Here is a 26,612-nt window from a genome sequence, read left to right on the forward strand (position 1 = left end):
GGCCGGTCAGCGGGCAGCGGCAGCAGCGGCGGGAGAGGCTGGAGCAGCGGAAGGGGCGGCCGGCGCGGCCGGGTCTGCCACGAAGCCGATGCGCCGCAGGCCCGCGGCATTGGCCGCCCCCATCACCTCGACCACCCGGCCATACGGCACGGCGGTGTCGGCGCGCAACTGCACCTCGGTGTCGGGCCGCTCCCTGGCCAGCTGCGCGAGGCGCGCGGCCAGCGCCTGCGGGGCGAGCGGCACGTCGTCCAGGTAGGCCTGGCCCTCCTTGTCGAGCACCACGGTGACCGACTGCGGCGGCGCGCCGGGCGTGGCGCCGTCGGCGCGCGGCAGGTCCAGCCGGATCGAGCTGGCCAGCAGCGGCGCGGTCAGGATGAAGATGACCACTAGCACCAGCATCACGTCCACCAGCGGAGTCATGTTGATGTCGCTCATGGGCTGCGGCCCGGTGGTGCGTTCGAGTCGGCCGAATGCCATGGCGCGTGCGGGGCGGGAGTCCGTCGCTGGTCAGTCGTTCGCCGCGGCGGGCGCGGCGATGCCGGATTCGTCCAGCACCAGCTCGCGCAGGTCGCGCGCGAAGCCTTCCAGGTCGGCCTCGGTGCGGCCGATGAAGCGGCCGAACACGTTGTAGGCCAGCACGGCGGGAATGGCCACGGTCAGGCCGGCGGCCGTCATCACCAGCGCCTCGCCCACCGGGCCCGCCACGCGGTCGATGGTGATCTGGCCGGCCCCGGCCATGGCGGTGAGCGCATGGTAGATGCCCCACACGGTGCCTAGCAGGCCCACGAACGGTGCGGTGGAGCCCACGGTGGCGAGCAGCACCTGCCCGAACTGCAGCCGGCCCAGCACCCCGTGCAGCGCATCGCGCAGGCCGCGCGTCAGCTGCTGGGAAAGGCTGCCGCGCGCGGCCAGCGTGGCGGGGGCCTGGTTGGCGCCGGCCACGGCGCTGGCCGCCTGCACCAGCGGCATCACCAGGCCATCGCGGTCGAAGGCGGGCAGGCGCTCGGCCGCCAGGGCGATCGACGGGGCCTGCCAGAAGGCGGCGATGGCGCGGGCCGCATCACGGCGGGCACGGCGCATCAGCAGGGCCTTCCAGACGATCACGACCCAGCTGGCGACCGACATGGCCAGCAACAGCAGCGCGCTGATCTGGGTGACCGCGTCGCCCTGACGCCACCAGTGCAGGCCGTCCATCGCGTGCGCGCCGGCCGTCAGGCGGCGTTCAGGCCCAGCACGTCGAACATGTCGAACAGGCCGGTCTGGTGCGCGGCGAGGAATCGCACGGCGCGCAGGCTGCCCTGGGCATAGGTCGTGCGGCTGGCGGATTTGTGGGTGATCTCGATGCGCTCGCCGGTGCCGGCGAACAGCACGGTGTGGTCGCCCACGATGTCGCCGCCGCGGATGGCGGAAAAGCCGATGCTCGACGGATCGCGCTCTCCCGTGATGCCCTCGCGGGCATAGACGGCGCAGTCCTTGAGATCGCGCCCCAGGGCCTGGGCGATGACCTCGCCCATCTTGAGCGCGGTGCCCGAGGGCGCATCCACCTTGTGGCGGTGGTGGGACTCGATGATCTCGATGTCGTAGCCGGTGGACATGGCCTTGCCGGCCAGCTCCAGCAGCTTGAGCGTGACGTTCACGCCCACGCTCATGTTAGGCGACAGCAGGATGGCGGTGCGCGCGCTGGCGGCGGCGATCTCGGCCTTTTGCGCGTCGGACAGGCCCGTGGTGCCGATCACCATCTTGACGCCCGTCTCGGCGCACACCGCGAGGTGGGCCATGGTGCCCTCGGGGCGGGTGAAGTCGATCAGCACGTCGGCGTGGCGCAGGCCTTCGCGCACGTCGGCCGTGATGGCCACGCCGCTGGCATGGCCCAGGAAGGCGGTGGCGTCGGAGCCGATGGCGGGGCTGGCCGCCACGTCGAGCGCGCCGGCCAGCACGCATTCGCCGCCGGTGTCGCGGATGGCTTCGATCAGCATGCGCCCCATGCGGCCGGACGCCCCGGCGACGGCCACGCGGCAAGGGGTGGAGGGAGATGCGTTCGGGGAAGTGGTGGCGGTCATGGAAAGATCAGCGGCTAAGCCGCAGGGCCGGTGCGCACCAGGCCCTGGCCGGCGGAAATCAGCGGGTCGACGATTCCAGCGGCGGGTAGCTGGACGGCGGCGTGGGCACGGGCGAATCGGCAGGCTCGGGCAGCGCGGCCGGCTTGGGGAACTTGGCCAGCTGGGCCTCGGTCGCCTCCAGCACCGGCACCTTGTTCTTCGGGGTGCGGGTGCCCAGGGTGGCGACGAACTCGGCCTCGGTGGGCATCTCGTCGCCCTCGGCGCGCTCGAACACATCGCCGTTGAAGAACACGGTCAGCTTGCGCGACTGCACCTCGACGCCGGGGCGCTTGAGCGTGAAGACGTATTCCCAGCGGTCGGCGTGGAACAGGCTGGTCACCAGCGGCGTGCCGAGGATTTCCTTGACCTGCTGGCGCCCCATGCCGGGCTTGAGCGCCTCGACCTGCTCGCGGGAGACGAAGTTGCCTTGAACCACGTCCACCTTGTAGGGAGTGACCAGGCTGGCGACGCGGTTGCTGGCGCTGTCGAAGCTGCCGCAGGCCGTCAAGCTGGCGCCGATCAACAGGGTCAGGGCCCAACGGGCGCTGCAGCGGGCGGAAACGGACATGGAGTTAGGCATAGGCGATATGATCCGACCCATTGTAGCGGCAGCTTCTCCCGGGCTTTGGCACGCTGGTTTGGTACACGGAAACCCCTGTCATGACGAACATCGACGAACTCAAGAGCACCGGCCTGAAGGCGACCCTGCCGCGCCTGAAGATCCTCGAGATCTTCCAGAAGGGCGCGCAGCGCCACATGACCGCAGAAGACGTGTTCCGCGTGCTGCTGCAGGAGCGCTCGGACATCGGCCTGGCCACGGTTTACCGCGTGCTCACGCAATTCGAGCAGGCGGGCATCCTGAACCGCAGCAACTTCGAAAGCGGCAAGGCGGTGTACGAGCTCAACGAGGGCCAGCACCACGACCACTTCATCTGCACGGTCTGCGGCAAGGTCGAGGAGTTCTACGACCCCGAGATCGAAAAGCGCCAGCAGCTGGTGGCCAAGTCGAAGGGCTGGGTGGTGCAGGACCACTCGATGGCGCTGTACGGCCAGTGCGCCACCTGCGCCAAGCTGGCCACCACGCAGCACCGCTGAGCAGCGGGCGCGCGCCGCCCGGCGGGCCCGGGACGCGGCGCGATGGTCAGGAGCCGTCGCGCTCCATGGCGCGGCGGTGCCGCTCCACGAATTCCTGGTAGGTGTCGATCCCGCGCAGGTTCAGGATGGTGTTGCGCACGGCCGCCTCGACCAGCACGGCGATGTTGCGGCCCGCCACCACCTGGATCACCACCTTGAGCACCGGCACACCCAGCACGTCCTGCGTGAGGGGCTCGTAGGGCATGCGTTCGTAGTCGCGCTCCAGCGTTTCCTTGCGCACCAGGTGCACGATGAGCTTGAGCCGCATCTTGCGCCGCACGGCGGTCTCGCCGAAGATCGCGCGGATGTCCAGCAGGCCGATGCCGCGCACTTCCAGCAGGTTCTGCAGCAGGTCGGGGCACTTGCCCTCGATGGTGGTCTGGTTGATGCGGAACAGGTCCACCGCGTCGTCGGCCACCAGGCCGTTGCCGCGCGAGATCAGCTCCAGGCCCAGCTCGCTCTTGCCCAGGCCCGACTCGCCGGTGATCAGCACGCCCAGGCCCAGGATGTCCATGAACACGCCGTGCATGGTGGTGCGGTCGGCGAAGTGCTTGGACAGGTAGGCGCGCAGCACGTCGATGACGAAGGCCGACGACTCGTGCGTGGAGAACATCGGGATCTGCGCACGCTCGCACATGGACAGCAGCGCATCGGGCGCGACCTGGCTGTCGGCCAGCACCAGCACGGGTGGCTCCAGCGTGACGATGCGGGCGATGCGGCGCTTGCAGTCCTCGGGCGTCGCGTTGGTGAGGTAGGCGGTTTCGCGCTCGCCCAGGATCTGCACCCGGTACGGGTGGATGTAATTGAGGTAGCCCACCAGGTCGGCGCCGGAGCGCGCGGAGCGCACGGCCACCTCGTCGAAGCGCCGCTCGGAGGCCCCGAGGCCGGCGACCCATTCCCACTTCAGCGGGCCGCGGAACTCCTCGAACAGGACATCGGCGCTGACGACGTTGGGTTTCACGGAAGGTTCAGCGTTTGCAGCGGCGGCGGCGGGGTCAGGCGGTGGCCTGGGCGGACTGCCAGCCGGCGATCAGGCCGTGCAGCTCGGCGGCATCGGTGCTGCCCTTGATGCGCTCGCGCAGCGAGCCATCGCTCAGCAGCTCGGCGATCTCGGACAGGATCTCCAGGTGCTTTTGCGTGGCCGCCTCGGGCACCAGCAGGAAGATCAGGAGCCCGACGGGCTGCTCGTCCGGCGCATCGAAACCGATCGGGTGGGCCAGCTGGAAGACGGCGGCCATCGGCGCCTTCAGGCCCTTGATGCGGCCATGCGGGATGGCGACACCGTGGCCCAGTCCCGTGGAGCCCAGCCGCTCGCGGGCGAAGAGGCTGTCGGTGATGAGGGCGCGCGACAGGCCGTGCTGGCTCTCGAACAACAACCCTGCCTCTTCGAAAGCGCGCTTTTTGCTGGTGGCGTCGACGCTCACGAGCACTTGAGCGGCAGGCAGGATGGAGGCAAGACGGTTCATGGTGGAGGGTTGCGATTATGCACCCCCTAGCATAAACCCTGAGCACTTTGCGGGGGGCATAAAAAAAACCGCCCCTGGGGGGCGGCGTGGCGAAGGGCCTGGCTGCTCAGGCCCCGGCACCCATCAGGCCACCAGCTCCCGCTTGATGGCGCCATGGTGGTGGTTCTGGATGCGGTCCTTGTGGCGGACCACCTGGCGGTCCAGCTTTTCCACCAGGTCGTTCACGGCCACGTACAGGTCGGAATGGGAACTCTCGGCGAACAGATCACTGCCTTTCACATGCACGTTGCATTCCGCGCGCTGGCGTTTTTCCTTCTCCTTTTGCTTCTCGACGGTGAGCAGCACCTTGACGTCGACCACCTGGTCGAAATGCTTGCTGATGATGTCCAGCTTTTCCGTCACATGGGCGCGCAATGCGGGAGTGACTTCGAGGTGGTGACCGCTGATCGTCAGGTTCATAAAACTGGCCTCCTGGGCTTGCGTTGAAGAAGCGCCGTCCTCAAAGGTCTGGTGGAAGGACGGCCCGGCGAAAGGTCAACTCATGCATGTGTTGGATTCACTATGCGCCCGCCCCCGGGCAATTGCAAACGCATACCGAAGTCGGCTGTCGGGTCTTGCCCTCCCAGGTGCCAAGGGCCGAAAAACGGCGCAAAATAGCTTGGCTTTGCTCCGCGGCACACAGCGCAGACGCCTTCGCGGGGCGCACCGCCGGCACGGCGCCCTGCCGACGCGATGGCCCGCCGTCCGCTGCGGTCCCGGCCCACGCCCCACCCTCCCGACCGCCCTGCACCGGCCATCCCGGCTCGCGCCCTAAAATCGCGGGCTGGCCGGCCCTGCCGCCGAAAGCCGCGGCTTTCCCGTTCGCAATCGCTTCACCCACCATGACCCTGCCCCTTTCCTCCGCACTGCACACCTCCGCCCTCACGTCCCTGCCGCTGCTCGCGCGCGGCAAGGTGCGCGACAACTACGCCGTGGGCGACGACCGCATCCTGATGGTGGCCAGCGACCGCCTCTCGGCCTTCGACGTGATCATGGGCGAGCCGATTCCGGGCAAGGGCGAGCTGCTCACACAGATGGCACTGTTCTGGTTCGACAAGCTGGGCCACCTGTGCCCCAACCACCTGACGGGCGACGACCCCGAGAGCGTGGTGACGCCGGACGAAGCACCCCAGGTGCGGGGCCGCTCGATGCTGGTGCAGCGCTTGCAGCCGATTCCGGTGGAAGCGGTGGTGCGCGGCTACCTGGCCGGCAGCGGCTGGAAGGAATACCAGGAATCGCGCGCCGTGTGCGGCGTGCAGCTGCCCGAGGGCCTGACCAACGCGGCCAAGCTGCCGCAGCCCATCTACACCCCGGCCGCCAAGGCCGCGATGGGCGAGCACGACGAGAACATCACCTTCGAGCGCACGGTGGAGATGATCGGCATCGAGCTGGCCACGAAGATCCGCGACCTCAGCATCGCCATCTACCAGGAGGCTGCGGCCATCGCGCTGGAAAAGGGCATGATCATTGCCGACACCAAGTTCGAGTTCGGCCTCGCGCCCGACGGCACGCTGGTGCTGATGGACGAGGTGCTCACGCCCGACAGCTCGCGCTACTGGCCCGTGGAAGGCTACGAAAGCGCTCTGGCCGCCGGCGAGAACCCGCCCAGCTACGACAAGCAGTTCGTGCGCGACTGGCTGGAGCAGACGCAGATCAACGGCAAGCCCTGGAACAAGACCGCGCCCGCCCCGCGCCTGCCGCGCGAGGTGGTCGAGAAGACCGCCGCCAAGTACCGCGAGGCGCTCGAGCGCCTGGTAGGCTGAACGGCCCTGCCGCGCGCGCCAGGGAGCGCAGCGGCATCGGGCGGCCCGTGCGGCCGCCTCACTCCAGCTCGATGGCCTCCAGCCGCAGCAGCACGCGCGCCTCTTCGCCGAACAGCAGCAGTTGCCGCCCTTCCTGGCGGTAGGTCCGGACTTCGTCCAGCGCGTGCATGAAACGGCCCTCCAGGGTGGCCGTCTGCAGGCACAGCTGCAGGGTCGTGTTGATCTGCGTCATCCGCAGACGCACGCCATCGACCGCGTAGCTCGCCAAAAAGCGGTTGCAGCCCCCTGCCCCGCGCGCTTGTCCCCCTTCGCTGTCCAGCACCAGATGCGGCTCGGGCGCGCCAGCGGGGGCCGGCGGCACGGCCGTGTCGTCGATTTCCACCAACCGCCAGTAGGTCTGCCGCAGCGGCACCTCGGCCTGCGCGGTCGCCTTGTCCAGAGGCAGGCGGTGCAGCTCGACATCCACGCGCCGATAGGCCGGGTCCGGCGGCAGCGGATGGATGCCATCGGAGGCGAACCGCACATAGCCTTGCAGGGACAGCGAGGCGCGAACCCGGTAGCGGCCCGGCAGCAGCGGCTGCGTGAGCGCGGACCGGAAAGGAATCTGCAACTGGTACGGCGGCGGCCCCGGCAGCTCGATGCGCTGGCGCCCGAGCACCGTGGGCGGCGCATCGGGCCGCGAGACGTCGAGCAGCGCCGCCTCGAACACGGCCGGCTCGTCGGGGGGCACGTAAAGGCGCTCACGCGAGAACACCGTGCCGATGACCATGGCATCGGGCGGGGGCGATGTGGCGCAGCCCGCCAGGGCGAGAGCCAGCACCGAGGCCACGGCCAGGGCCGCCGCACGGGCCCGTTCAGCGCCCATGGACCGGGCGGCTTCGGTGGCTGGGGCGCCGGTCAGCTCAGCACCACGCTGGACAGGCGGCGGCGGTAGGTGGCGACCGTCGGGTCTTCCGGTGGGATCTGGCCTTCGGCCACCTTCACCCGGGGCGGCTCGATGATCTCGAGCACGGCCACATAGGTCTTGCGCGCGGCCTCGTCGCTCCAGGCCTTGTCGCGCATGAGGATTTCCAGCAGTTCGTCCATGGCCTCGGTCCAGCGCTGGTGCGCGATGAACCAGCGCGCCCGGCCGAAGCGGGCGTCGAAATCGCGGCGGTTGGCGGCAATCCCGGCATCGAAATCGGCCAATGCCGAAGGGCCGTTCGCCTCCCTGGCCACGAAATCGATCGCATCCATCCAGGCCTTGAGCGCACCCAGCTTGCGCGATGCCGGGGCCTTGGCGATCACGGGGGCGAAGGCGACCTTGGCGTCGTCCTCGCGGCCCAGCTGCAGCAGCAGCTTCACGTAGTCGAAGCGGGCGTCGTCGTTGGCGGGGTCGGTGGCGACGGCGTGCTGCAGCTTTTCCAGCGCGGTGTCGGTATCGCCGTCGGCCAGCGCGTCCTGCGCCAGCTCCTCCTCCTGCTCGGCCAGGGCCGACTCGGCGGTGGGCACGTGCTTATCGAGGAAGGCCCGCACCTGCCCCTCGGGCTGGGCGCCCATGAAGCCATCGACGGGCTGGCCGTTCATCAGCAGCACGCAGGTGGGAATGCTGCGGATGCCGAACATGCCGGCGATCTGCTGCTCCTGGTCGGAGTCGATCTTCACGAGCTTGAAGCGGCCCTCGTACTCGGTCTCCAGCTTCTCCAGGATGGGCCCGAGCGACTTGCACGGGCCGCACCAGGGCGCCCAGAAGTCCACCAGCACGGGCACGTCCATCGAGGCGGCGATGACTTCGGTTTCAAAATTTTCTACGGTGACGTCGATCATGTGTTCAGGCCCGGTGGGTGCGCTCGGCACACAAAAAGTAAAATCGCGGGTTCCACTTCGGCGGGCGGCCGGTTCGGCCAGCGCCCCACTCACATGAAACCCATCCAGATCGGTGTGGTCATGGGCTCCAGCAGCGACTGGGAGACCATGCAGCACGCAGTGCAGATTCTCCAGCAATTCGGCATCGCCCACGAAGCCCGCGTGGTCTCGGCCCACCGCATGCCGGACGACATGTTCGCCTATGCCGAGGCAGCGGCCGGCGCGGGGCTCAAGGCCATCATCGCCGGTGCCGGGGGCGCGGCCCACCTGCCGGGCATGATCGCCGCCAAGACCACCGTGCCGGTGCTCGGCGTGCCGGTGGCCAGCCGCCACCTGCAGGGCGTCGATTCGCTGCACAGCATCGTGCAGATGCCCAAGGGCATTCCGGTGGCGACGTTCGCCATCGGCACGGCGGGTGCGGCCAATGCGGCGCTGTTCGCCGTGGCCCTGCTGGCCACCGAGGACCCCGCCCTGCGCGAGCGGCTCGAGGCCTTCCGCGCCGAGCAGACCGCCGCGGCGCGCGCCATGGCCCTGCCGCCGGTGTCCGCATGAGCGCGCAGCCTACGCCCCCGCTGCTGCCCGGCAGCACGCTCGGCGTGGTGGGCGGCGGCCAGCTCGGCCGCATGTTCATGCACGCGGCGCAGGCCATGGGCTACTTCACGGCCGTGCTGGATGCCGACGCGGACAGCCCCGCCGGCCGGGTGAGCCACCACCACATCCGCACCGCCTACGAGGACCCGGACGGCCTCGCCCGGCTGGCCGGCCTGTGCGATGCCATCACGACCGAATTCGAGAACGTGCCGGCCCAGGCGCTGCGCACGCTGGGCGCCGAGCGCCCGGTGGCACCGGCGGCGAGCGCCGTGGCCATTGCGCAGGACCGCGCCCAGGAGAAAGCCCATTTCGTGCGCTGCGGCGTGCCCTGCGCGCCCTACGCGGTGATCGAGACCGCCGCCGATCTGGCGGCCGTGGCGCCCGATCTTCTGCCCGGCATCCTGAAGACGGCGCGCATGGGCTACGACGGCAAGGGCCAGTCCCGCGTGAAGACGCCGGCCGAACTCGCCGCCGCGTGGCAGGCCATGGGCGGCGTGCCCTGCGTGCTGGAAAAGATGCTGCCCCTGGCCCTCGAATGCTCGGTGATCGTGGCGCGCGGCGCCGACGGCACCTGCGTGCACCTGCCCGTGCAGCGCAACCTGCACCGGGACGGCATTCTGGCGGTCACCGAGGTTTACGAGGGAAATGTGCCTCATGCCCTAGTGAAACATGCCGTCGACGCTTCCAAATCGATAGCAAACGGCCTGAATTACGTGGGTGTGCTGTGCGTGGAGTTCTTCGTGCTCGACGGCGGCGAACTGGTGGTCAACGAGATCGCCCCGCGCCCGCACAACAGCGGCCACTACAGCCAGAACGCATGCGACGTCTCGCAGTTCGAATTGCAGGTGCGCACCATGGCTGGCCTGCCGCTCACGCAGCCGCGCCAGCACAGCCCCGCCGTCATGCTCAACCTGCTGGGCGACCTGTGGTTCACGCACGGCCCGCACGCCCGCACGCCCGCATGGGACGCGGTGCTGGCGCTGCCGGGCACGCACTTGCACCTTTACGGCAAGGCCGACGCCAAGCCCGGCCGCAAGATGGGCCACCTGAACGTGACGGCCCCGAGCGCCGAGGCCGCGCGCGCCACGGCGCTGCAGGCGGCGGCGCTGCTGGGCATCGAAGCCTTCTGAACCCGGGGCCCGCACACGACATGATCCTCGACGGCCAACGCCCCGAATCCATCGCCGCCGCCGCGCGCGCCCTGCGCACGGGCGCGCTGCTGGGCCTGCCCACCGAGACGGTGTACGGCCTGGCCGCCGACGCGGCCAGCGATGCCGCCGTGGCGCAGATCTTCGCCGCCAAGGGCCGGCCGAGCGACCACCCGCTGATCGTGCACGTGGCCGATGCCGGCGGCATTGCCCACTTCGCCAGCGAAGTGCCGGCGTTCGCGCAGGCGCTGGTCGATGCGTTCTGGCCCGGCCCGCTCACCCTCATCCTGCCGCGCCGGCCCGGCGTGGCCACGGCCGCCACGGGCGGCCAGGACAGCGTGGGCCTGCGCTGCCCCGCCCACCCCGTCGCCCAGGCCGTGCTGCGCGCCGGCGCATCGGACGACCCGGCGCTGGAGGGCCGCCCCGTGTGGGGCGTGGCCGCGCCCAGCGCCAACCGCTTCGGCCGCGTGAGCCCCACCACCGCCCTGCACGTGCAGGACGAGCTGGGCGAGGCGCTGCTGGTGCTGGACGGCGGGCCCTGCGGCGTGGGCATCGAATCGACCATCATCGATTGCACGCGCGGCGTGCCGGTGCTGCTGCGGCCCGGCGCCATCACCCGCGCGCAGATCGCCCAGGCGTGCGGCCTGGCGCCGCTGTCGAAAGACGACCTGCCCGCGCACACCCCGCGCGCGTCGGGCACCCTGGAGGCCCATTACGCCCCGGCCGCCAAGGTGCGGCTGATGGAGGCCAAGGCGCTGCAGACCGGGCTGGACCTGCTGGGCGCCGATGCCGCGCACCTGGCCGTCTATGCGCGCACCCCGCTGCGCTCGCGCTCGGCCAAAGTCCAGGTGCGGCGCATGCCCGACGACGCCACGGCCACCGCCCAGCAGCTCTTTGCCGTGCTGCGCGCCTTCGATGACGACGGTGTGAAGCTGATCTGGATCGAAGCCCCGCCCGCCACCCCCGAATGGGAAGGCGTGCGAGACCGCCTGCAGCGTGCCGCGGCCGCATAACCCGGATTGCATGTCCCGCGGCACGCCCTGTTGCAGGCCGTGCCGCGCCAGTCGTTAAACTCTCGCCACATTTTCTGGAGAAAAACCCATGGCAGCAAATTGGATGCGCCGCACCCTCGTGGTCGCCGCTTGTGCAACGGCCACGTTGCTCGCGGCTTGCGGTTCGAGCACAACCGAGTCGGCCATCACGCCCGACCGGTTCATCACGTTCGGTGACGGCTTCACCGACATCGGCCAGAACGGGGCCCGCTACACGGTCAACGACGGCAGCATCAACAACTGGGCCCAGCAGATCGCCAACAACTACGGCAAGAGCTTCACCGCCGCCGCGGCGGGCGGCACGGGCTACGCGCAGGGCAACGCCCGCGTGACGGCCACCACCGACGCCGCCGGCCGGACCACCACCCCGTCCGTCACCCAGCAGATCGACACCTTCCTGTCCAAGGGCGGCTTCGCCGACAACGACCTGGTGCTGATCAACGGCGGCATCAGCGACGTGATCGCCGGCATGGCCGCAGTGAACGCGGGCACGCAGACCAGCGCGCAGTTCCTCACCAACGCGGCCACGGCCGGCAAGGAACTGGCCGCGCAGGTGCGCCGCCTGTCCAACGCGGGTGCCAAGCACGTGGTGGTGACCGGCACCTACGACCTGGGCAAGAGCCCCTGGGCCGTGGGCATCAACCAGACCACGCTGCTGAGCAACGCCAGCACGCAGTTCAACCAGGCCCTGCTGGTGAACATCGAAGACCTCGGCACCACGGTGCTGTATGTCGATCTGGCCTACTACGGCAACGTGTTCGTGGGCTCGCCTTCGGGCTACGGCTTCACCGACAAGGACAACGCCGTCTGCACCTCGGTGGACCCCAACAACGGCATCGGCATCGGCGCAGGCCAGGTCAACTCGCTGCTGTGCAACGCCTCCACGCTGCTGACGGGCGCCGCCCAGGACAAGTACGTGTTCGCCGACCGCGTGTACTTCACGCCCTCGGCCCAGCGCCAGTTCGGCACCTACGCGTACGACCGCCTGCGCGCCCGCTGGTAAGCGCCTCGCAGCCCACGCGAAAAAGCCGACCCTCGGGTCGGCTTTTTTGATGGTGCCGCGGGCTCCGTGCGGCACGGGGCCCGGCGGGGGGCCTCAGAACCGGTAGCCGATCCCGACCGCGAACACGTTGGGGTTGAGCTTGATGTCGATGTTCTGCCCGCTCGACAGGCGCGTGGTGGTCTTGAGGAAGCCTTTGTAATAGGCCGCGTCCAGGAACCAGCGCTCGTTGAACTGCCATACGAAGCCGACCTGCGCGGTGACGCCCCACTTGTCGTCGATCGACGCGGTGGTGGGATTGGTCGGTGTGCCACCCGTCAGCCCGTTCAGCGTGGCGGTGGTGCGCTCCTTGAAGAACTTGGCGTAGGTCACGCCCAGCCCGGCATACGGCCGGAAGGCCGCGTTGGCCTCCTGGAAACGGTACTGCGCGAACACCGTGGCGGGCACCACCTTGGTCTCGCCCACCTTGCCCACGCCGCCGATGGCGCCGTCACCGTAGAACGAGTGCTTGAACGGCAGGCCGATGGGCACGTCCACCGCCCAGTGGTCGGTCAACATGTAGTTCAGGCCGCCGGTCAGGGCCGTGGCGGAATGCACGTCCACGCGGGTGCCGGGAAAGCTCGGCGCGCTCAGGTTGCCGCTTTTGACTTGGGGCGAGATTTGGGTCACGCCGGCGCGCAGGCTCAGCGTGCCGGCGACTTGTGCGCTGGCCGTGCCGCAGGCGGCGGCCGCGGCGATCGCCACGCAGGCCCAGGAAAATGGCTTCATGAAAACTCCTCGAAGGGAATGGGGCCTGGGCAATCAGAGCCAGCCGGCGGTGGACAGGGAACGCGACACCAGTTGGGCGACCAGCTGGTGGCCGTACGGCGTGGGGTGGAAGCTGTCGGCAAAGCCGTAGGACTTCCACCAGTCGGCACCGCCCGTGGCGCCTGCAGGGGGCGTGCGGGCCGACAGGGCGGCCGACGTGCAGGTCGGGAAGGAGTAGGTCGGCAGGCCATCGCTGCCCACGCCGGTGGCTGGGCAGGCAGCGGTCGAGACGTTGGTCAGCTGGTACTGGGCCGGGTTGGTGGCCTGGTCCTTGAACGAGCTGTAGAAGTCCACCAGGGCCAGGCGGCTGTCGGTCCCCAGGCTGGTGGCCAGGCGGGCATTGTAGGCCTGGATCCAGCCGTCGAACAGGGCTTCGGCCTGGGCGGCGGCGGCCGCGCCGTTGGCGGCCGCGATGGAAGCCACCACCAGTCGGAACCGCGGGGTGAGGGTGATGCCCGGGGCGTTGAGCACCGCGACGCGCTTGGCGCCCTTGTCCAGCGTGTTGGTCTTGATGGTGGCCGCGAAACGCGTGGCCAGCGTCTGCATGTACAGCCCGCCCACCTGCGCCATGCCGGTCGCGCCGCCGGCCAGGGCGGTGTTCACGGTGTTGGCGTCCAGCAGCGTGCCCAGCACGGCGCGGTAGGTGGCGCCGCCGTCGCTCGAGGCGCGCAGGTAGGCGCCGATCAGGTCGGCCGCGTCGTTGGCACCGCCGTCGATCAGCACCAGGTCGGTGTCGGTGAATCCGGCCGCGCCGGCATCCTGGATCTGCTTGGTGATGGAGACCGGCGAGGTGGGCGCGGTGAAGTTGTTGATGCGCCCGCCGCCCACGGCGTAGTTGGTGCATTCCGCCCGCGTGCCGAACGTGGTGCCGGTCGACTGGTAGTGCGCGCACAGCGTCTGCCCGTAGCTCGTGGCGACGCGCTCGGGCCAGACGGAACTGGAGCCGGCGCCCGTGGCCGCCGTGCCCTGCACGGTGAACTTGAAGCCGAACGTGCCGCTGTCGGCCAGGCTGTCGCCCATGACCTTCACGGACTTCACGCTCACGGCGGGCGTCGTGTCCGAGCCGCCGCCCCCGCAGGCCGCCAGCAAAGCGGCTGCCGCCAATGCCGTCACCGCCCAGGAAGCTCTGTTTTTAGTGGTTTTCGAGATCAAGGTGTTCTCCGTCAGGTTGAAAATAGCACGGTCGTGCGTTTTACTGAGGCCCATCGTAAACCCGCACCGCCCGGGGCCGCACAGGGGAACTACCGATAGCCGCGCCGCGCGCAGGCGCCCGTCCGGGGCGCTTCAGCGGTCATGGGCCACCCAATCGACCAGGGCCTCGATGGCCGGGCGCGCCGCGGCCGCGTTCGGGTGGTTGGCGATGGCCACCATCACGTAGCGGCGGCCGCTGGCGGCGTGCACGTAGCCGGCCATGGCCGAGACGTCGCGCAGGCTGCCGGTCTTGAGGTGGGCCGCGCCCACCGAGCGTCCCTGGGCCCGGCGCAGGGTGCCGTCCACGCCGGTGATCGGCAGCGACGACACCAGCTCGGGCATGACAGGCGAGAGCCATGCCGCCTGCAGCATGCGCGCCAGGGCCTGGGCGCTGATGCGCGCCTCGCGGCTCAGGCCCGCGCCGTTGTCCAGCACGGGCGCCTCCGTGCCGGGAAAGCGCTGGCGCCACCACTGCCCGACCACGGCGCGCGCACCGTCGAAGGTGCCGCGGCCGTTCTTTTGCAGCGCCAGCGTGAGGAACACCTGCTGCGTCATCACGTTGTTGCTGTACTTGTTGATGTCGCGCACCACCTCGGCCAGCGCGGGCGAGGACGTGCTGAAGGCCGGGGCCAGGCCGGCGGGCACCCGCCCGTCGCGCACGCTGCCGGTGAGCTTGCCGCCCAGGTCGCGCCACATGCCTTCGATGGCGCGCGCCGCGTAGCCGGCGGGATCGGCCGGCGCCACCGCCCAGGTGCGCTCGCCGCAGGCCGCCGGGTACACGCCCTGGAAGGCGATGCGGACGGGGTCGGCCAGCTCGGCCTTGAGGGCCGTGCGCCAGTCGCCGCACTCCGCGCCCGCCGCCGCGAGCGGCACGGTGGCGGGCCACTGCACGCCGGCCAGCGGCGGTTCGTACTGCACGCGCGCCAGCCCGGCCGGGCCATCGGGCACGAAGGTCATGGCGATCGACTTGTAGTTGACCAGCAGCGCGTCCGGCGCGGCGTTGTAGGGGCGCAGGGGCTCGCCGTCGAAGCGCGCGGCATCGTGCTCGGGCACGTCGAAGGCGCTGCGGTCCAGCACGATGTCGCCGACGATCACCTGGATGCCCTGCGCCTGCAGGCGCCGCATCAGCAGCCACAGGCGCTCCACCACGAGCTTGGGGTCGCCCTGCCCCTTGATGTACACGTTGCCCTGCAGGCTGCCCGACCGGGGGCGGGCGTCCAGGTACACCGGCGTGTCCCAGGTGAAGGCCGGCCCCAGTTGGTCCAGCGCGGCATAGGTGGTGACCAGCTTCATGACCGAGGCGGGATTGACCGGCACCTGCGCGCGGTAGGCGAGCCGGGGCGCCTGCCGGCCCTCCGCATCCACCACCAGCACCGACAGGGCCTCGCGCGGCAGCTTGGCGCGCTGCAGGGCGGCCTCGACCGCGGGCGGCAGGGCGGCGGCCTCGGGCGTGGCGGGAGACTGGGCCAGGGCCGGCAGCGCCGCCCCCGCGAATGCCACGAGCGTGGCCGCGCGCACGGCCAGACGCCGGCGCCATGAAAAGACTTGCAACATGGCGGACGAGTCTAGCGATGCACGCTGGCGCCATTGCCCTGGCGCGCTGCCAGCGGCCGAGGATCGGCCTTCGTCCTACAGATCGATGCGCTCGCGGGGAGGTCCGGCGGCCTTCGGGTTCACCCTAGGATGGCCTCCAATCTTGAAGTCCCGGCCTCCGGGGAGAAAGGCAACTGTGAGCACTTGGTACAAATTGGCTCTCGGCAATGACCAGGACGCGTTCGAGCCCGCGCGCCAGATCCAGCAGATCTTCATGGCGAAGTTCCTGATGACGCCTCCCGGATCGGGACGCGCCCTTTTCTCCAGCTACGACCTCGCCAGCGACAACCTCTGGCTGTATTTTTCGCCCGCGGCGCGCGACATCGCCACCCGCGTGGCCGCCCAGCCGTGCGACAAGCCCGCCCCCGACGCCCCCCTGGGCCTGCTGGCCGGCGAGGGCGATGCCCTCGCCCAGCCGGCGGCGCTGGAAGCCGCGGCCGCCTGACGCCATCACCGCGCGCTGGGGTTGCGCGCGGCGGGAAGGCAGCCGCCGGCCGGGGCGCCGATAATGCGCACTGGCTCCCCAGCACCGGGTGCGGCGCACGGCTGCGGTTTCGCAGACCCGGCGCTTCGGGCGGGCCACCCACCCTCACCCCATGAACCTGCTCGCCTTCGATACCAGTACCGACACCCTGTCCATCGCCGTACAGCGCGCCGATGCGACCTGGGAGCACAGCGGGCCCGGCGGCGCGCAGGCATCTGCCACGCTGCTGCCGGCGATCCGGGCGCTGCTGGCCGAGGCCGGCCTGTCGTTCGACACCCTGGATGCCGTGGTCTTCGGGCGCGGCCCGGGTTCGTTCACCGGCCTGCGCACGGCGTGCTCGGTGGCGCAGGGACTGGCGTTCGGTGCGCGCGGCGGTGCGGGCGTGCCGGTGCTGCCGATCGACACCCTGCTGGCCGTGGCCGAGGCGGCCCGCCATGCCCACGGCTGCACGCGCGTGGTGGCGGTGCTCGACGCCCGCATGGACGAGGTCTACACCGCGCCCTTCGAATTCCAGGCCGACGGCACATGGCGCGGAGGCGACGATTTCGGCCTGTGCGCGCCGCAGTCCGTGGCAGTGCCGCCCGGCTACACCGTGGCCGGCAATGCCCGCGCGGCCTATGGCGAGCGGCTCGCACCCGACGCCCCCCACGTGTTCGCCCTGCCGACCGCTCTGGCCCTGCTGCACCTGGCCCCCGCGCGCATCGCTGCGGGGGGCGCGCAACCGGCCAGCGAAGCCCTGCCGCTGTATGTGCGCGATAAAGTGGCGCAAACCACGGCGGAGCGCTTGGCGGCCAGGCAGGCGGCCGCAGCCGCCCTGCCTCCCATTCTGAGTGCCCCATGAGCGCCGTTCCCCACACCCCCGAAGAAGCCCGGTTCGAGCCGCTCACGCTCGCGCGGCTGGATGCGCTGCTGGCGATCGAACAGGTCGCCTACACGCACCCCTGGACGCGCGGCAACTTCATCGATGCCATGGCGGCCGGCTACGAAACCCAGCTGCTGATGGCCGGCGATGAACTGATCGGCTACTTCGTGGCCATGAAAGGCGTGGACGAAGTGCACCTGCTCAACCTGACCGTGGCACCCGCCCACCAGCGCCAGGGCTGGGCCCGGCTGCTGCTGGATGCGCTGGCCCTGTGGGCGCGCGGCTGCAACGCGCAATGGCTGTGGCTGGAAGTGCGCGTGAGCAATGCGCGGGCACGGTCGATCTACGAAGCCCGGGGCTTTCGCTTCGTGGGCGAACGCAAGCGCTACTACCCCGCCCACGGCGGCGAACGCGAGGATGCCGTCGTGATGAGCCTGCCACTATGAGCCTGGACCTGGACGCACGCCAGCGCGCCATGCTGGCCGAGATGGGCATCACCGTGTGGGCGCCGGCTGCGGCCTCCGTGGCGGTGCAGGAGCCGGCCGTGGCCAAGACTCCGGCGGCCGAATCCACGGATGCCCCCCCCTCCTCCGCCGTGCCGGCCGCGCCCCGATTGGCGCCAGCACCGCAGGCCCCGACTCCCGCCATGGCCCGCCCGGCCCCGGTGCCCATGCCTGCGCCCGCGGCGGTGCCACCGGCGCGAGACGAGGCCGCGGGCACCGCCGCGGCCCTGCAGGCGCCGCTGCCGCTGTACCCGCAGGCCGACCCGTCGGCCACGCCGGTGGACCTCGGCTCGGGCTGGCTGGTGCTGGCCGAAAGCGCCACGCCCGACGCCCCGCTGACCGGCGACGCCGGCAAGCTGCTGGACAACATGCTGCGCGCCATGCGCCTGCACCGCCATCCCCGCGTGTTCTTCGCCGCCGTGCAGCGCACCGGCGCGGCGGGCCCCGGCGATGCCGGCATCGCGCACGCCCTGCAGGAGGCGCTGGCCACCCTGCGCCCGGCGATGGTGCTGGTGCTCGGCCTGGGTGCGGCCCGCGCCGTGCTGGAGAGCCGCGAACCCCTGGGCCGGCTGCGCGCCGGCCTGCACGCCCTGCCCGGCGGCACGCCGGCCATCGTCACCTACGACCCGGCCTACCTGCTGCGCGCCCCCGAGGCCAAGGCCGCCGCCTGGGCCGACCTGTGCCGCGCCCTCGCCACGGTGCGGGCGGCGGGCACCCCCGCGCCCGAGGCGGGCTGACGGAAAAAAAGCCCTACCGCTACTGCGCGCACGGGCTGCCAGGCCCCGCCGGCCCTCGGCGGGTGTCATGGGATTGACGCAGCGCAATGCCATAATCCGCGGCTTGCATTTTTGGAGATTCCTCCGTGGAAACCTACCCCAGTTGGTAGCTTTCAGCTCCCGGCCTGCCGAGGGTTGAAAGCCGCCCCATCCCTCGCAGAAAAAGCCCACCACACACCGGGAGTGAGCCCACATGCTCAACATTTTCACGCTCGCCAACGGCCGGCTCGTCCAGGAAGAAATCGAATCCCTGGAAGAGCTGGCGCAGTTCCAGCCCATCTGGGTCGACCTGGAGTCGCCCACCCTCGAAGAAAAACGCTGGGTCAAGCAGCACTACGGCCTCTTCATCCCCGAAGACGCCATGGACGAGGACATCGAGGAATCCGCCCGCTTCTATGAAGAAGACAACGGCGAGCTGCACATCCGCAGCGACTTTCTCATCGACGACGAAGACGACCCGCGCTCGGTGCGCGTGGCCTTCATCCTGAACCTCGTCAACGACACGCTCAAGAGCAAGGGCGTGCTCTTTTCCATCCACGACGAAGACGTGCCCGTCTTCCGCCTGCTGCGCATGCGCGCGCGCCGTGCGCCGGGCCTGATCGAGGATGCGAAGGAGGTGCTGCTCAAGCTCTTCGACGCCGACGCCGAATACTCCGCCGATACCCTCGAAGGCATCTACGACGACCTGAAGAAGGTCAGCGTGCAGGTGTTGGCCGGCGACGTGACCGATGCCCGCGCCGGCGAGGTGCTGGCCGCCATCGCGCGCCAGGAGGACCTGAACGGCCGCATCCGCCGCAACGTGATGGACACGCGCCGCGCCGTGAGCTTCATGATGCGCAGCAAGATGCTCAACGCCGAGCAGTTCGAGGAGGCGCGCCAGATCCTGCGCGACATCGAATCGCTCGATAACCACACGGCGTTCCTGTTCGACAAGATCAACTTCCTGATGGACGCCACGGTCGGCTTCATCAACATCAACCAGAACAAGATCATCAAGATCTTCTCGGTGGCCAGCGTCGCCCTGCTGCCGCCGACGCTGATCGCCAGCGTCTACGGAATGAACTTCAAGTTCATGCCCGAGCTGGACTGGTCGCTGGGCTATCCCTACGCGCTGGCGCTGATGGTGGCCAGCGCCCTGGGCCCCATGTGGTACTTCCGAAAGCGCGGCTGGTTGAAGTGACCCCCCCTGAGCCGCTGCGCGGCTTCCCCCCAGGGGGACGACGCCAGTGGCCCGGCGGAGCCGGTTCCACGGCGTCTGCTGGCTTGAAGGCACGCTCGCTGCTGAGAAGCGTCGGTCTAGCGTCGAATCGACCCCCAGCGCAACCAACCCTAGGGCGTTTAGCTATGAATTTCATAGTGCATCAAGAGCCCTGAGCCGCTGCGCGGCTTCCCCCCAGGGGGACGACGCCAGTGGCCCGGCGGAGCCGGTTCCACGGCGTCTGCTGGCTTGAAGGCAGGCGCGCTGCCGAGAAGCGGCGGTCTAGCGTCGAATCGACCCCCAGCGCAATCAGTACTATGGCATTCTGCTATTTATTTCGTAGCAATCGAATGCCAGGAGCACGCCGCGCGGCGTCTGCGGGCCCTCAAGCACGCGCCCTGCTCCAAGTGCCCATTGAGAGCCAAACGACCCTCCAGCACAATGGTCACTAGGGCATGTAGCTATTATTTTTATAGCATCCTGAGAAACCGCCCGATGATGCCATCGGCATACTGGCTGGCCACGGCCTGCACGAAGCGGGGGAAGTCCACGTGCGCGGCGTCGTCCGCGCGGTCGGAGACCGTGCGCACGGCGGCGAAGGGCACGCCGTAGTCGCTGCAGACCTGGGCCACGGCGGCGCCCTCCATCTCCACCGCCAGCACCGCATGGCCGGCGGCGGTGAACGCGTCGCGCAGCGCCTGCGATTCCTGCACGGTCGACACGAAGCGGTCGCCGCTTGCGATCAGGCCCCGGTGCACGCGCGGCGCGCGCAGGGGCGGGGGCAGTCCGGCGCCGTCCAGCAGCGCGGCCGCGCCGCCGGCCAGGCATTCGCCGGCGGCATCGGCCAGCCGGCCAGCCAGCGCGTCATCGCACGGCAGCCGGGTGCGGCCGTAGCCGGGCAGCTCCCAGCGGGGAAACAGGGGCGAGGCGTCCATGTCGTGCTGCAGGAAGTCGTGCGCCACGACGACGTCGCCCACCTGCACGTCCGCGCCCAGGCCGCCGGCCACACCGGTGAACACCACGCGTGCCGCGCCGAAGCGCTCGATCAGCGCGGTGGCGGTGGTGGCTGCCGCGACCTTGCCGATGCCCGAGAGCGCCAGCACGACCTCGCACCCGTGCAGGCTGCCGCTCCAGAACGTGCGGCCGGCATGCAGGGTGCGGCGCCCCCGGGAGAGCGCGTCGATGAGGCCCTGCTGCTCTTCGGCCAGGGCGCTGAGGATGGCGGTCGTCACGGCCGCAACGCCCCCAGCGGTTGTGCCCGCGCCGGGGTGGCCCGGGGCCAGGACGGGACGGGCCGCACTAGCGCTTGTCGCGCAGCTCGCGGCGCAGGATCTTGCCCACCGGGGTCTTGGGCAGCGATTCGCGGAACTCGATCACGCGGGGCTGCTTGTAGCCGGTGAGGTTGGCCTTGCAGAACTCGCGCACCTGCGCCTCGGTGAGGTCGGTGCCGCGCTTGACGATGACCAGCTTGACGGCTTCGCCCGTCTTCTCGTCGGGCACGCCCACCACCGCGCATTCGAGCACGCCGGGCAGCGTGGCCACCACGTCCTCGACCTCGTTCGGGTAGACGTTGAAGCCGCTCACCAGCACCATGTCCTTCTTGCGGTCCACGATCTTGAAGTAGCCGCGCTCATCGATCACGCCGATGTCGCCGGACTTGAAGTAGCCGTCGTCCGTCATGACCTTGGCGGTCTCGTCGGGCCGCTGCCAGTAGCCGGCCATGACCTGCGGGCCCTTGATGGCGATCTCGCCGCGCGCGCCCGGCTCGGTCACGTCGCGGCCATCGTCGTCGATGAGCTTCATGTAGGTGCTGGAGATCGGCACGCCGATGGTGCCGGTGAACGCCTTTTCCGTGGCCGGATTGCAGGCGACCGTGGGGCTGGTCTCCGACAGGCCGTAGCCTTCGCAGATGGGGCAACCGGTCTTTTCCAGCCAGAGCTTGGCCACCGCGCCCTGCACGGCCATGCCGCCGCCCACCGACACCTTGAGGTTCTTCCAGTTCACGGTGTTGAAATCGGGGTGGTGGGCCAGACCGTTGAACAGTGTGTTCACGGCCGGGAAGCTGTGGAAGGTGTGCCGCGAAAGCTCCTTGAGCACCGCCGCCAGGTCGCGGGGGTTGGGCAGCAGGATGTTCTTGGCGCCCGTGCGCATGCTCATCATCATGTTCACCGTGAAGGCGAAGATGTGATAGAGCGGCAGCGCGCACACGGTGGTGGGCTGCTCGTTGGCCGGCACGGTCTGCATCACGGGCAGGTTCCAGGCTTCGGCCTGCAGCACGTTGGCGATGATGTTGCGGTGCAGGAGCACGGCGCCCTTGCTCACGCCCGTGGTGCCGCCCGTGTACTGCAGCAGGGCCACGTCGTCGGGGCGCAGGTCGGGAACCTTGAGCGTGCCGCGCGCGCCCTGCGACAGCGCGTCGTTGAAGCGCACCGCGCCGGGCAGGTTGAACGGCGGCACGAGCTTCTTCACGCTGCGCACCACGTAATTGACGATCAAACCCTTGGGGAAGCCCAGTCGGTCGCCCATGGCGCACAGCACGACGTGCTTGACCTGCGTGGCGCCGATGCACGCCTGCAGCGTGGCGGCGAAGTTCTCGATGATGACGATGGCCTTGGCGCCCGAGTCCTTGAGCTGGTGCTCCAGCTCGCGCGGGGTGTACAGCGGGTTCACGTTCACCACCACGAAGCCCGCGCGCAGGATGGCGGCCACGGCCACGGGGTACTGCGGCACGTTGGGCATCATCACCGCGACGCGGTCGCCCTTGGCCAGCCCCAGGCCCTGGAGATAGGCCGCAATGTGGCGGCTTTGCACGTCCGTCTCGCCGAAGCTCACATCCTTGCCCATGTAGCTGTAGGCCACGCGGTCGGCGTATTTGCCGAAGCCCTCTTCCATCAGGGCGATGAGCGAGGGGTACTGCGCCGGGTCGATGTCGGCCGGCACCCCGGGTGGGTAGGCGGCAAGCCACGGGCGGTCATTCATGCTGTGTGTCTCCAAACCTGCTGTTACAAAAAGGAGCCCGCATTGTCGTCGCGGGCGAAGGCGCCAGGGGCCTGTAGTTTCCCTAAACCGTGCTGCCCCTGCCGCAGCGGCCGCCAGCGGGCGGCGCCGGAGGGCGCGCGGGCCTATTCGATGGCCTTGCCGATGTCCTCCACGACCTTCTTGGCGTCGCCGAAGACCATCATGGTCTTGTCCATGTAGAACAGTTCGTTGTCCAGGCCGGCATAGCCCGCCGCCATGGAGCGCTTGTTCACGATCACGGTCTTGGCCTTGTAGGCCTCCAGGATGGGCATGCCGTAGATGGGGCTGCCCTTGGTGTGCGCGGCGGGGTTCACCACGTCGTTGGCGCCGAGGATGATCGCCACGTCCACCTGTCCGAATTCGCCGTTGATGTCTTCCATCTCGAACACCTGGTCGTAGGGCACCTCAGCCTCGGCGAGCAGCACGTTCATGTGGCCGGGCATGCGCCCGGCCACCGGGTGGATGGCGTATTTGACGGTGATGCCCTTCTCGGCCAGCTTGGCGGCCAGCTCCTTGACCGCATGCTGGGCGCGCGCCACGGCCAGGCCGTAGCCGGGCACGATCACCACGGTCTCGGCGTTGCCCAGCACGAAGGCGGCGTCGTCGGCGCTGCCGCTCTTGACGCTGCGCTGCGCCTGCGCGCCGCCGGCCGAAGCCGCCGCCGCATCGCCGCCGAACCCACCCAGGATCACGTTGAAGAACGAGCGGTTCATCGCCTTGCACATGATGTAGGACAGGATGGCGCCCGAGCTGCCCACCAGCGATCCGGCGATGATGAGCATGCTGTTGTTCAGGCTGAAGCCGATGCCCGCCGCCGCCCAGCCCGAGTAGCTGTTGAGCATCGAGACTACCACCGGCATGTCCGCGCCGCCGATGGGAATGATGATGAGCACGCCCATCACGAACGCCAGCGCCAGCATGGCGAAGAAGGCGGTCCAGCTCTCGGTGGCCATGTAGACCAGCCCGAGCCCGATGGTCGCCAGGCCCAGCACGAGGTTGAGCAGGTGCTGGCCCTTGAACTGCACCGGCGCGCCCTGGAACCAGCGGAACTTGTATTTGCCCGACAGCTTGCCGAAGGCGATCACCGAGCCGCTGAAGGTGATGGCGCCGATGGCCGCGCCCAGGAACAGCTCCAGCCGGTTGCCGAACGGGATCGGCAGCCGCGCGAAGCCTTCCACCAGCACGGTGCCCTGGGGTGTGGCGGCGCTGGCCAGGGCCGGAACGGGGGGCGGCACGATGCCGAAGGCCCAGGGCTCGGCCACCGCGGCAACGGCGATGAACACGGCCGCCAGGCCGATCATGCTGTGCATGAAGGCGACCAGTTCGGGCATCTTGGTCATCTCCACCCGCTGGGCCATCACCGTGCCGGCAGCGCCCCCGACGAGCAACCCGAGCAGCACCCAGGCCAGGCCCATGGGCGCGCCGCGCGTGACGCTCCAGATCAACGCGGCGGTGGTGAGCACGGCGATCGCCATGCCGGCCATGCCGAACAGGTTGCCCCGGATCGAGGTGGTGGGATGCGAGAGCCCCTTGAGCGCCTGGATGAAGCAGACGCTGGCCACCAGGTACAGCAGTGTGACGAGGTTCATTCTCATGGCGCGGCCTTGTCGGAAGCGGCGCCGGCGGCAGCGGAGGCCGCGGGCTTGCGCTCCTTCTTGCGGAACATCTCCAGCATGCGCCGCGTGACGAGGAAGCCCCCGAACACGTTCACCGCGGCCAGCGCCACTGCGAGCACGCCCATGGTCTTGCCCAGGGTGGTCTCGGTGAGGGCCGCGGCCAGCATGGCGCCGACGATCACGATGGCCGAGATCGCATTCGTCACCGCCATCAGCGGCGTGTGCAGCGCCGGGGTCACGGTCCACACCACGTGGTAGCCGACATAGATGGCCAGCACGAAGATGATCAGGTTGATCAGCGTGGGAGAAACGGCATCCATGGCAGCACTCCTTGAAGGTGAAGGGGCGAACGGGGCGAAGGAACGGACGACTGGCGGAACGGCGGAACGACGGAATGGCTACTGCGGCGGGGCGACCGGGAACGGCGGCACGATCAGCCGGCCGTCCATCATCGCGGTGCTCAACCGCGCGGCCTGCGCCATCTTGTCGCCCCACTCCAGCGCGGGGCGGCCGGCGCGCAGGAAGGCCTCGTTGTCGCGCGTGGGCGGGCGCAGCAGGCGCTGATCGACCAGTGCATCGATGGTGACGATGGCGCCGCCGTTGGTGGCATAGCGGAAGAACACGTGCGAGTACGGCTTGGCGGGCGCCGCCTGGTTCATGGACAGCCACTGCGCCACGGCGGGGCGGTTCTTGGCCAGGTAGTCCTCGGTATCGGCGCGGCGCTTGTAGCGCAGGCAGTCGATGCGCGCGGGGCTGCCCTGGGCCTTGTCCTCGACGAACACGCCCTGCTGCTGGGGGCACGGGGCCGTCCACAGCGTGGTGTCGCGCGGGTAGTTGGTGCTGTTGGTCTGCACCAGCAGCACGGCCAGCAGCGGCCGGTCCTTGCCCGGACCGCGCAGGCCCATGGCGGTCATCTGCGTGGGCAGGTCGGCGGAGGTGTCGTCGGGCAGCACGTCGATCACCTCGTCGCGGCGGCCGAGCACCTCCCAGTCGCCCGGCGGCAGTTCCAGCTGCGCACGGCCCACGTGCGGCAGCGCGGGCTGCACGGGCGCGCAGGCGGCCAGGGTGAGCAGCGAGGCGATGGCGAGCAGCGGGCCGCCAAGGCGGGGGGACAGGGGGAGCAGGGATGAAAGCCGGGTCTTCACAGGAATGCTTGTCTTGTCATGCGCGGGTGACCGCGCCTTCATGGGCCACGAGGCAGGCGGCGACGATGTCGTCTTGCCGGTCCACGTGCAGGGCCCCTTCGGGGTGGATGATGAGCTTGAGGAAATCGAGCACGTTGCGCGCGTAGAGTGCCGAGGCATCGGCCGCCACCAGCGCGGGCAGGTTGGTTTCGCCGACCAGCGTCACGCCATGGCGCACCACGGTCTGGCCGGCTTCGGTCAGCGGGCAGTTGCCGCCCTGGGGAGCGGCGATGTCGACGATCACCGAGCCCGGCTTCATGGACTGCACCATCGCCTCGGTCACCAGCACCGGTGCGGGCCGGCCGGGAATGAGGGCGGTGGTGATGACCACGTCGGCCTGGGCCACGCGCTTGGCCACCTCCACCTTCTGGCGTTCCAGCCAGCTGGCCGGCATGGCGCGCGCATAGCCGCCGGAGCCCTGGGCGGCCTCTTTCTCTTCGTCGGTTTCGAAGGGCACGTCGATGAACTTCGCGCCCAGCGATTCGACCTGGTCCTTGACCGAGGGCCGCAAGTCGGAGGCTTCGATCACCGCGCCCAGCCGCTTGGCCGTGGCGATGGCCTGCAGGCCGGCCACGCCCACGCCCAGCACCACCACGCGCGCGGCCTTCACCGTGCCGGCGGCGGTCATGAGCATGGGGAAGAAGCGCTGGTAACGGTCGGCCGCGATCATCACGGCCTTGTAGCCGGCGATGTTGGCCTGGGAAGACAGCACGTCCATGCTCTGGGCGCGCGTGGTGCGGGGCGCGGCCTCCAGCGCATAGGCGGTGACGCCCGCCTGCGCCAGCCGCTGCAGGCCGGCCGCATCGAAGGGGTTGAGCATGCCGACCAGCGTGGCGCCGGGGCGCAGCAGGGGCGTTTCGGATTCGGTGGGGCAGCGGACCTTGAGCACGAGGTCGGCGCCCCAGGCGCTGGCGGCGTCCACGATCTCGGCGCCGGCCGCGGCATAGGCGGCATCCGGCACGCTGGCGGCCACGCCGGCACCCGCCTGGATGCGCACCGCATGGCCCTGGGCCTTGAGCTTCTTGACCGTCTCCGGGGTCGCGGCGACCCGGGTTTCTCCAACCATGGACTCGGCTGGTACACCTATCTGCATGTTGTCTGTCTCCCGGCTGGCGTGTGCTCGGCGATCTCCGCTCACTGGGCCCGAGCTTACCCGATGCGCTCCGCGGCATCGGCACGCCCCCATGACGAAGGCCCGGCGCACGCGAATGCGCCGGGCCTTGGCGTGCGGGGGCGCCAGCGC

The 26,612-nt window shown here is 69.8% G+C and carries 29 protein-coding genes; 11 read left to right on the plus strand and 18 right to left on the minus strand.

The window, feature by feature from the left end; genetic code table 11:
• Positions 1-6: 6 nt before the first annotated feature.
• Genes AVMA1855_RS01760 through AVMA1855_RS01775 form a run of 4 tightly spaced genes read right to left on the minus strand, consistent with a single transcriptional unit; the run spans position 7 to position 2,667 of the window.
• Positions 7-477, minus strand: a complete 471-nt coding sequence (locus AVMA1855_RS01760; RefSeq protein ID WP_284424355.1) for an ExbD/TolR family protein — start codon at positions 475-477, stop codon at positions 7-9.
• A gap of 30 nt (positions 478-507) precedes the next feature.
• On the minus strand, positions 508-1,194 hold the full coding sequence (locus AVMA1855_RS01765) for a MotA/TolQ/ExbB proton channel family protein (protein ID WP_284424356.1): 687 nt from the start codon (positions 1,192-1,194) through the stop codon (positions 508-510).
• A gap of 17 nt (positions 1,195-1,211) precedes the next feature.
• A complete protein-coding gene (dapB, locus tag AVMA1855_RS01770; protein ID WP_284424357.1) occupies positions 1,212-2,060 on the minus strand; it encodes a 4-hydroxy-tetrahydrodipicolinate reductase in 849 nt (282 codons plus the stop codon).
• Between the two features lie 58 nt (positions 2,061-2,118).
• On the minus strand, positions 2,119-2,667 hold the full coding sequence (locus AVMA1855_RS01775; RefSeq protein ID WP_284401583.1) for an outer membrane protein assembly factor BamE: 549 nt from the start codon (positions 2,665-2,667) through the stop codon (positions 2,119-2,121).
• A 92-nt stretch (positions 2,668-2,759) separates the two neighbouring features.
• Here AVMA1855_RS01775 and fur point away from each other — a divergent pair, with 92 nt between their 5' ends.
• On the plus strand, positions 2,760-3,194 hold the full coding sequence (gene fur / locus AVMA1855_RS01780; RefSeq protein ID WP_272566748.1) for a ferric iron uptake transcriptional regulator: 435 nt from the start codon (positions 2,760-2,762) through the stop codon (positions 3,192-3,194).
• Between the two features lie 46 nt (positions 3,195-3,240).
• Here fur and hprK read toward each other — a convergent pair whose 3' ends face one another.
• The 3 genes from hprK to hpf form a co-directional block, all read right to left on the minus strand.
• Positions 3,241-4,194, minus strand: a complete 954-nt coding sequence (gene hprK / locus AVMA1855_RS01785; RefSeq protein WP_272566747.1) for an HPr(Ser) kinase/phosphatase — start codon at positions 4,192-4,194, stop codon at positions 3,241-3,243.
• A gap of 34 nt (positions 4,195-4,228) precedes the next feature.
• The gene (locus AVMA1855_RS01790) at positions 4,229-4,699 is read right to left on the minus strand and encodes a PTS sugar transporter subunit IIA (RefSeq protein ID WP_272550568.1); all 471 of its coding nucleotides are present in this window, start codon (positions 4,697-4,699) and stop codon (positions 4,229-4,231) included.
• A gap of 123 nt (positions 4,700-4,822) precedes the next feature.
• Positions 4,823-5,158, minus strand: a complete 336-nt coding sequence (gene hpf / locus AVMA1855_RS01795) for a ribosome hibernation-promoting factor, HPF/YfiA family (RefSeq protein WP_272566746.1) — start codon at positions 5,156-5,158, stop codon at positions 4,823-4,825.
• A gap of 422 nt (positions 5,159-5,580) precedes the next feature.
• Here hpf and AVMA1855_RS01800 point away from each other — a divergent pair, with 422 nt between their 5' ends.
• On the plus strand, positions 5,581-6,501 hold the full coding sequence (locus tag AVMA1855_RS01800) for a phosphoribosylaminoimidazolesuccinocarboxamide synthase (RefSeq protein ID WP_272566745.1): 921 nt from the start codon (positions 5,581-5,583) through the stop codon (positions 6,499-6,501).
• Between the two features lie 58 nt (positions 6,502-6,559).
• On the opposite strand, the gene AVMA1855_RS01805 is transcribed toward AVMA1855_RS01800, so the two are convergent.
• Positions 6,560-7,366, minus strand: coding sequence for an META domain-containing protein (locus AVMA1855_RS01805; protein WP_284424358.1), 807 nt, complete (start codon positions 7,364-7,366; stop codon positions 6,560-6,562).
• Between the two features lie 32 nt (positions 7,367-7,398).
• Positions 7,399-8,307: a thioredoxin gene (trxA, locus tag AVMA1855_RS01810; RefSeq protein WP_284424359.1), complete on the minus strand. Its 909-nt coding sequence runs from the start codon at positions 8,305-8,307 to the stop codon at positions 7,399-7,401.
• Positions 8,308-8,400: 93 nt separating this feature from the next.
• Here trxA and purE point away from each other — a divergent pair, with 93 nt between their 5' ends.
• The 4 genes from purE to AVMA1855_RS01830 all read left to right on the plus strand — a co-directional run bounded on the left by purE (position 8,401) and on the right by AVMA1855_RS01830 (position 12,140).
• Positions 8,401-8,898, plus strand: coding sequence for a 5-(carboxyamino)imidazole ribonucleotide mutase (gene purE / locus AVMA1855_RS01815; protein ID WP_272566742.1), 498 nt, complete (start codon positions 8,401-8,403; stop codon positions 8,896-8,898).
• On the plus strand, positions 8,895-10,067 hold the full coding sequence (locus tag AVMA1855_RS01820) for a 5-(carboxyamino)imidazole ribonucleotide synthase (protein WP_284424360.1): 1,173 nt from the start codon (positions 8,895-8,897) through the stop codon (positions 10,065-10,067). Before purE ends, AVMA1855_RS01820 begins: the two co-directional genes overlap by 4 nt.
• A 20-nt stretch (positions 10,068-10,087) precedes the next feature.
• The gene (locus AVMA1855_RS01825) at positions 10,088-11,098 is read left to right on the plus strand and encodes an L-threonylcarbamoyladenylate synthase (RefSeq protein ID WP_284424361.1); all 1,011 of its coding nucleotides are present in this window, start codon (positions 10,088-10,090) and stop codon (positions 11,096-11,098) included.
• An 88-nt stretch (positions 11,099-11,186) separates the two neighbouring features.
• Positions 11,187-12,140 (plus strand): SGNH/GDSL hydrolase family protein, encoded by a 954-nt coding sequence (locus tag AVMA1855_RS01830; protein ID WP_284424362.1) that lies wholly within the window; start codon positions 11,187-11,189, stop codon positions 12,138-12,140.
• A gap of 93 nt (positions 12,141-12,233) precedes the next feature.
• Here the strand turns inward: AVMA1855_RS01830 and AVMA1855_RS01835 are convergent, their stop codons facing one another.
• The 3 genes from AVMA1855_RS01835 to dacB form a co-directional block, all read right to left on the minus strand.
• Positions 12,234-12,905 carry an OmpW/AlkL family protein gene (locus AVMA1855_RS01835; RefSeq protein ID WP_284424363.1) on the minus strand — a complete coding sequence of 224 codons (672 nt, stop codon included), beginning with the start codon at positions 12,903-12,905 and terminating at the stop codon, positions 12,234-12,236.
• Between the two features lie 33 nt (positions 12,906-12,938).
• On the minus strand, positions 12,939-14,096 hold the full coding sequence (locus AVMA1855_RS01840) for an SGNH/GDSL hydrolase family protein (RefSeq protein WP_284407330.1): 1,158 nt from the start codon (positions 14,094-14,096) through the stop codon (positions 12,939-12,941).
• A 132-nt stretch (positions 14,097-14,228) separates the two neighbouring features.
• Positions 14,229-15,689: a D-alanyl-D-alanine carboxypeptidase/D-alanyl-D-alanine endopeptidase gene (dacB, locus tag AVMA1855_RS01845; RefSeq protein ID WP_284424364.1), complete on the minus strand. Its 1,461-nt coding sequence runs from the start codon at positions 15,687-15,689 to the stop codon at positions 14,229-14,231.
• Positions 15,690-15,882: 193 nt separating this feature from the next.
• Between dacB and AVMA1855_RS01850 the strand changes: the two genes are divergently transcribed.
• From AVMA1855_RS01850 to corA, 5 genes are all read left to right on the plus strand, one after another.
• Positions 15,883-16,173: a hypothetical protein gene (locus AVMA1855_RS01850; protein WP_284407332.1), complete on the plus strand. Its 291-nt coding sequence runs from the start codon at positions 15,883-15,885 to the stop codon at positions 16,171-16,173.
• A 151-nt stretch (positions 16,174-16,324) separates the two neighbouring features.
• Complete coding sequence (gene tsaB, locus AVMA1855_RS01855) at positions 16,325-17,053, plus strand: tRNA (adenosine(37)-N6)-threonylcarbamoyltransferase complex dimerization subunit type 1 TsaB (protein WP_284424365.1); 729 nt, start codon at positions 16,325-16,327, stop codon at positions 17,051-17,053.
• The gene (rimI, locus tag AVMA1855_RS01860; protein ID WP_284424366.1) at positions 17,050-17,520 is read left to right on the plus strand and encodes a ribosomal protein S18-alanine N-acetyltransferase; all 471 of its coding nucleotides are present in this window, start codon (positions 17,050-17,052) and stop codon (positions 17,518-17,520) included. The genes tsaB and rimI overlap by 4 nt, the downstream gene beginning before the upstream one ends.
• A complete protein-coding gene (locus AVMA1855_RS01865) occupies positions 17,517-18,314 on the plus strand; it encodes a uracil-DNA glycosylase family protein (protein WP_284424367.1) in 798 nt (265 codons plus the stop codon). The genes rimI and AVMA1855_RS01865 overlap by 4 nt, the downstream gene beginning before the upstream one ends.
• A 232-nt stretch (positions 18,315-18,546) precedes the next feature.
• Positions 18,547-19,533, plus strand: coding sequence for a magnesium/cobalt transporter CorA (gene corA, locus AVMA1855_RS01870; RefSeq protein ID WP_092742874.1), 987 nt, complete (start codon positions 18,547-18,549; stop codon positions 19,531-19,533).
• A gap of 488 nt (positions 19,534-20,021) precedes the next feature.
• On the opposite strand, the gene AVMA1855_RS01875 is transcribed toward corA, so the two are convergent.
• The 6 genes from AVMA1855_RS01875 to AVMA1855_RS01900 form a co-directional block, all read right to left on the minus strand.
• Positions 20,022-20,783 carry a 5'-methylthioadenosine/adenosylhomocysteine nucleosidase gene (locus AVMA1855_RS01875; protein ID WP_284424368.1) on the minus strand — a complete coding sequence of 254 codons (762 nt, stop codon included), beginning with the start codon at positions 20,781-20,783 and terminating at the stop codon, positions 20,022-20,024.
• Positions 20,784-20,850: 67 nt separating this feature from the next.
• Complete coding sequence (locus AVMA1855_RS01880) at positions 20,851-22,530, minus strand: long-chain-fatty-acid--CoA ligase (RefSeq protein WP_284424369.1); 1,680 nt, start codon at positions 22,528-22,530, stop codon at positions 20,851-20,853.
• A 143-nt stretch (positions 22,531-22,673) separates the two neighbouring features.
• Positions 22,674-24,164, minus strand: coding sequence for an NAD(P)(+) transhydrogenase (Re/Si-specific) subunit beta (locus AVMA1855_RS01885; RefSeq protein WP_284424370.1), 1,491 nt, complete (start codon positions 24,162-24,164; stop codon positions 22,674-22,676).
• Complete coding sequence (locus AVMA1855_RS01890) at positions 24,161-24,505, minus strand: NAD(P) transhydrogenase subunit alpha part 2 (RefSeq protein WP_284424371.1); 345 nt, start codon at positions 24,503-24,505, stop codon at positions 24,161-24,163. Before AVMA1855_RS01890 ends, AVMA1855_RS01885 begins: the two co-directional genes overlap by 4 nt.
• A 78-nt stretch (positions 24,506-24,583) precedes the next feature.
• Entirely contained in the window at positions 24,584-25,330 is a 747-nt protein-coding gene (locus tag AVMA1855_RS01895) for a hypothetical protein (protein ID WP_284424372.1), read from the minus strand.
• Positions 25,331-25,346: 16 nt separating this feature from the next.
• Positions 25,347-26,462: a Re/Si-specific NAD(P)(+) transhydrogenase subunit alpha gene (locus tag AVMA1855_RS01900; protein WP_284424373.1), complete on the minus strand. Its 1,116-nt coding sequence runs from the start codon at positions 26,460-26,462 to the stop codon at positions 25,347-25,349.
• Between the last annotated feature and the right edge of the window lie 150 nt (positions 26,463-26,612).

Source organism: Acidovorax sp. SUPP1855 (assembly GCF_030158955.1).
Classification (GTDB): domain Bacteria; phylum Pseudomonadota; class Gammaproteobacteria; order Burkholderiales; family Burkholderiaceae_C; genus Paracidovorax.

What these genes read in the sequence shown, in the direction of transcription:
- hpf (WP_272566746.1), bottom strand. Translation starts at nt 5,158, where the DNA reads ATGAACCTGACGATCAGCGGTCACCACCTCGAAGTCACTCCCGCATTG.
- dapB (WP_284424357.1), bottom strand. Translation starts at nt 2,060, where the DNA reads ATGACCGCCACCACTTCCCCGAACGCATCTCCCTCCACCCCTTGCCGC.
- AVMA1855_RS01800 (WP_272566745.1), top strand. Translation starts at nt 5,581, where the DNA reads ATGACCCTGCCCCTTTCCTCCGCACTGCACACCTCCGCCCTCACGTCC.
- rimI (WP_284424366.1), top strand. Translation starts at nt 17,050, where the DNA reads ATGAGCGCCGTTCCCCACACCCCCGAAGAAGCCCGGTTCGAGCCGCTC.
- purE (WP_272566742.1), top strand. Translation starts at nt 8,401, where the DNA reads ATGAAACCCATCCAGATCGGTGTGGTCATGGGCTCCAGCAGCGACTGG.
- AVMA1855_RS01760 (WP_284424355.1), bottom strand. Translation starts at nt 477, where the DNA reads ATGGCATTCGGCCGACTCGAACGCACCACCGGGCCGCAGCCCATGAGC.
- AVMA1855_RS01835 (WP_284424363.1), bottom strand. Translation starts at nt 12,905, where the DNA reads ATGAAGCCATTTTCCTGGGCCTGCGTGGCGATCGCCGCGGCCGCCGCC.
- AVMA1855_RS01865 (WP_284424367.1), top strand. Translation starts at nt 17,517, where the DNA reads ATGAGCCTGGACCTGGACGCACGCCAGCGCGCCATGCTGGCCGAGATG.
- AVMA1855_RS01805 (WP_284424358.1), bottom strand. Translation starts at nt 7,366, where the DNA reads ATGGGCGCTGAACGGGCCCGTGCGGCGGCCCTGGCCGTGGCCTCGGTG.
- AVMA1855_RS01885 (WP_284424370.1), bottom strand. Translation starts at nt 24,164, where the DNA reads ATGAGAATGAACCTCGTCACACTGCTGTACCTGGTGGCCAGCGTCTGC.
- AVMA1855_RS01830 (WP_284424362.1), top strand. Translation starts at nt 11,187, where the DNA reads ATGGCAGCAAATTGGATGCGCCGCACCCTCGTGGTCGCCGCTTGTGCA.
- AVMA1855_RS01775 (WP_284401583.1), bottom strand. Translation starts at nt 2,667, where the DNA reads ATGTCCGTTTCCGCCCGCTGCAGCGCCCGTTGGGCCCTGACCCTGTTG.
- trxA (WP_284424359.1), bottom strand. Translation starts at nt 8,307, where the DNA reads ATGATCGACGTCACCGTAGAAAATTTTGAAACCGAAGTCATCGCCGCC.
- AVMA1855_RS01900 (WP_284424373.1), bottom strand. Translation starts at nt 26,462, where the DNA reads ATGCAGATAGGTGTACCAGCCGAGTCCATGGTTGGAGAAACCCGGGTC.
- AVMA1855_RS01765 (WP_284424356.1), bottom strand. Translation starts at nt 1,194, where the DNA reads ATGGACGGCCTGCACTGGTGGCGTCAGGGCGACGCGGTCACCCAGATC.
- AVMA1855_RS01820 (WP_284424360.1), top strand. Translation starts at nt 8,895, where the DNA reads ATGAGCGCGCAGCCTACGCCCCCGCTGCTGCCCGGCAGCACGCTCGGC.
- dacB (WP_284424364.1), bottom strand. Translation starts at nt 15,689, where the DNA reads ATGTTGCAAGTCTTTTCATGGCGCCGGCGTCTGGCCGTGCGCGCGGCC.
- fur (WP_272566748.1), top strand. Translation starts at nt 2,760, where the DNA reads ATGACGAACATCGACGAACTCAAGAGCACCGGCCTGAAGGCGACCCTG.
- AVMA1855_RS01890 (WP_284424371.1), bottom strand. Translation starts at nt 24,505, where the DNA reads ATGGATGCCGTTTCTCCCACGCTGATCAACCTGATCATCTTCGTGCTG.
- AVMA1855_RS01880 (WP_284424369.1), bottom strand. Translation starts at nt 22,530, where the DNA reads ATGAATGACCGCCCGTGGCTTGCCGCCTACCCACCCGGGGTGCCGGCC.
- AVMA1855_RS01790 (WP_272550568.1), bottom strand. Translation starts at nt 4,699, where the DNA reads ATGAACCGTCTTGCCTCCATCCTGCCTGCCGCTCAAGTGCTCGTGAGC.
- tsaB (WP_284424365.1), top strand. Translation starts at nt 16,325, where the DNA reads ATGAACCTGCTCGCCTTCGATACCAGTACCGACACCCTGTCCATCGCC.
- AVMA1855_RS01825 (WP_284424361.1), top strand. Translation starts at nt 10,088, where the DNA reads ATGATCCTCGACGGCCAACGCCCCGAATCCATCGCCGCCGCCGCGCGC.
- corA (WP_092742874.1), top strand. Translation starts at nt 18,547, where the DNA reads ATGCTCAACATTTTCACGCTCGCCAACGGCCGGCTCGTCCAGGAAGAA.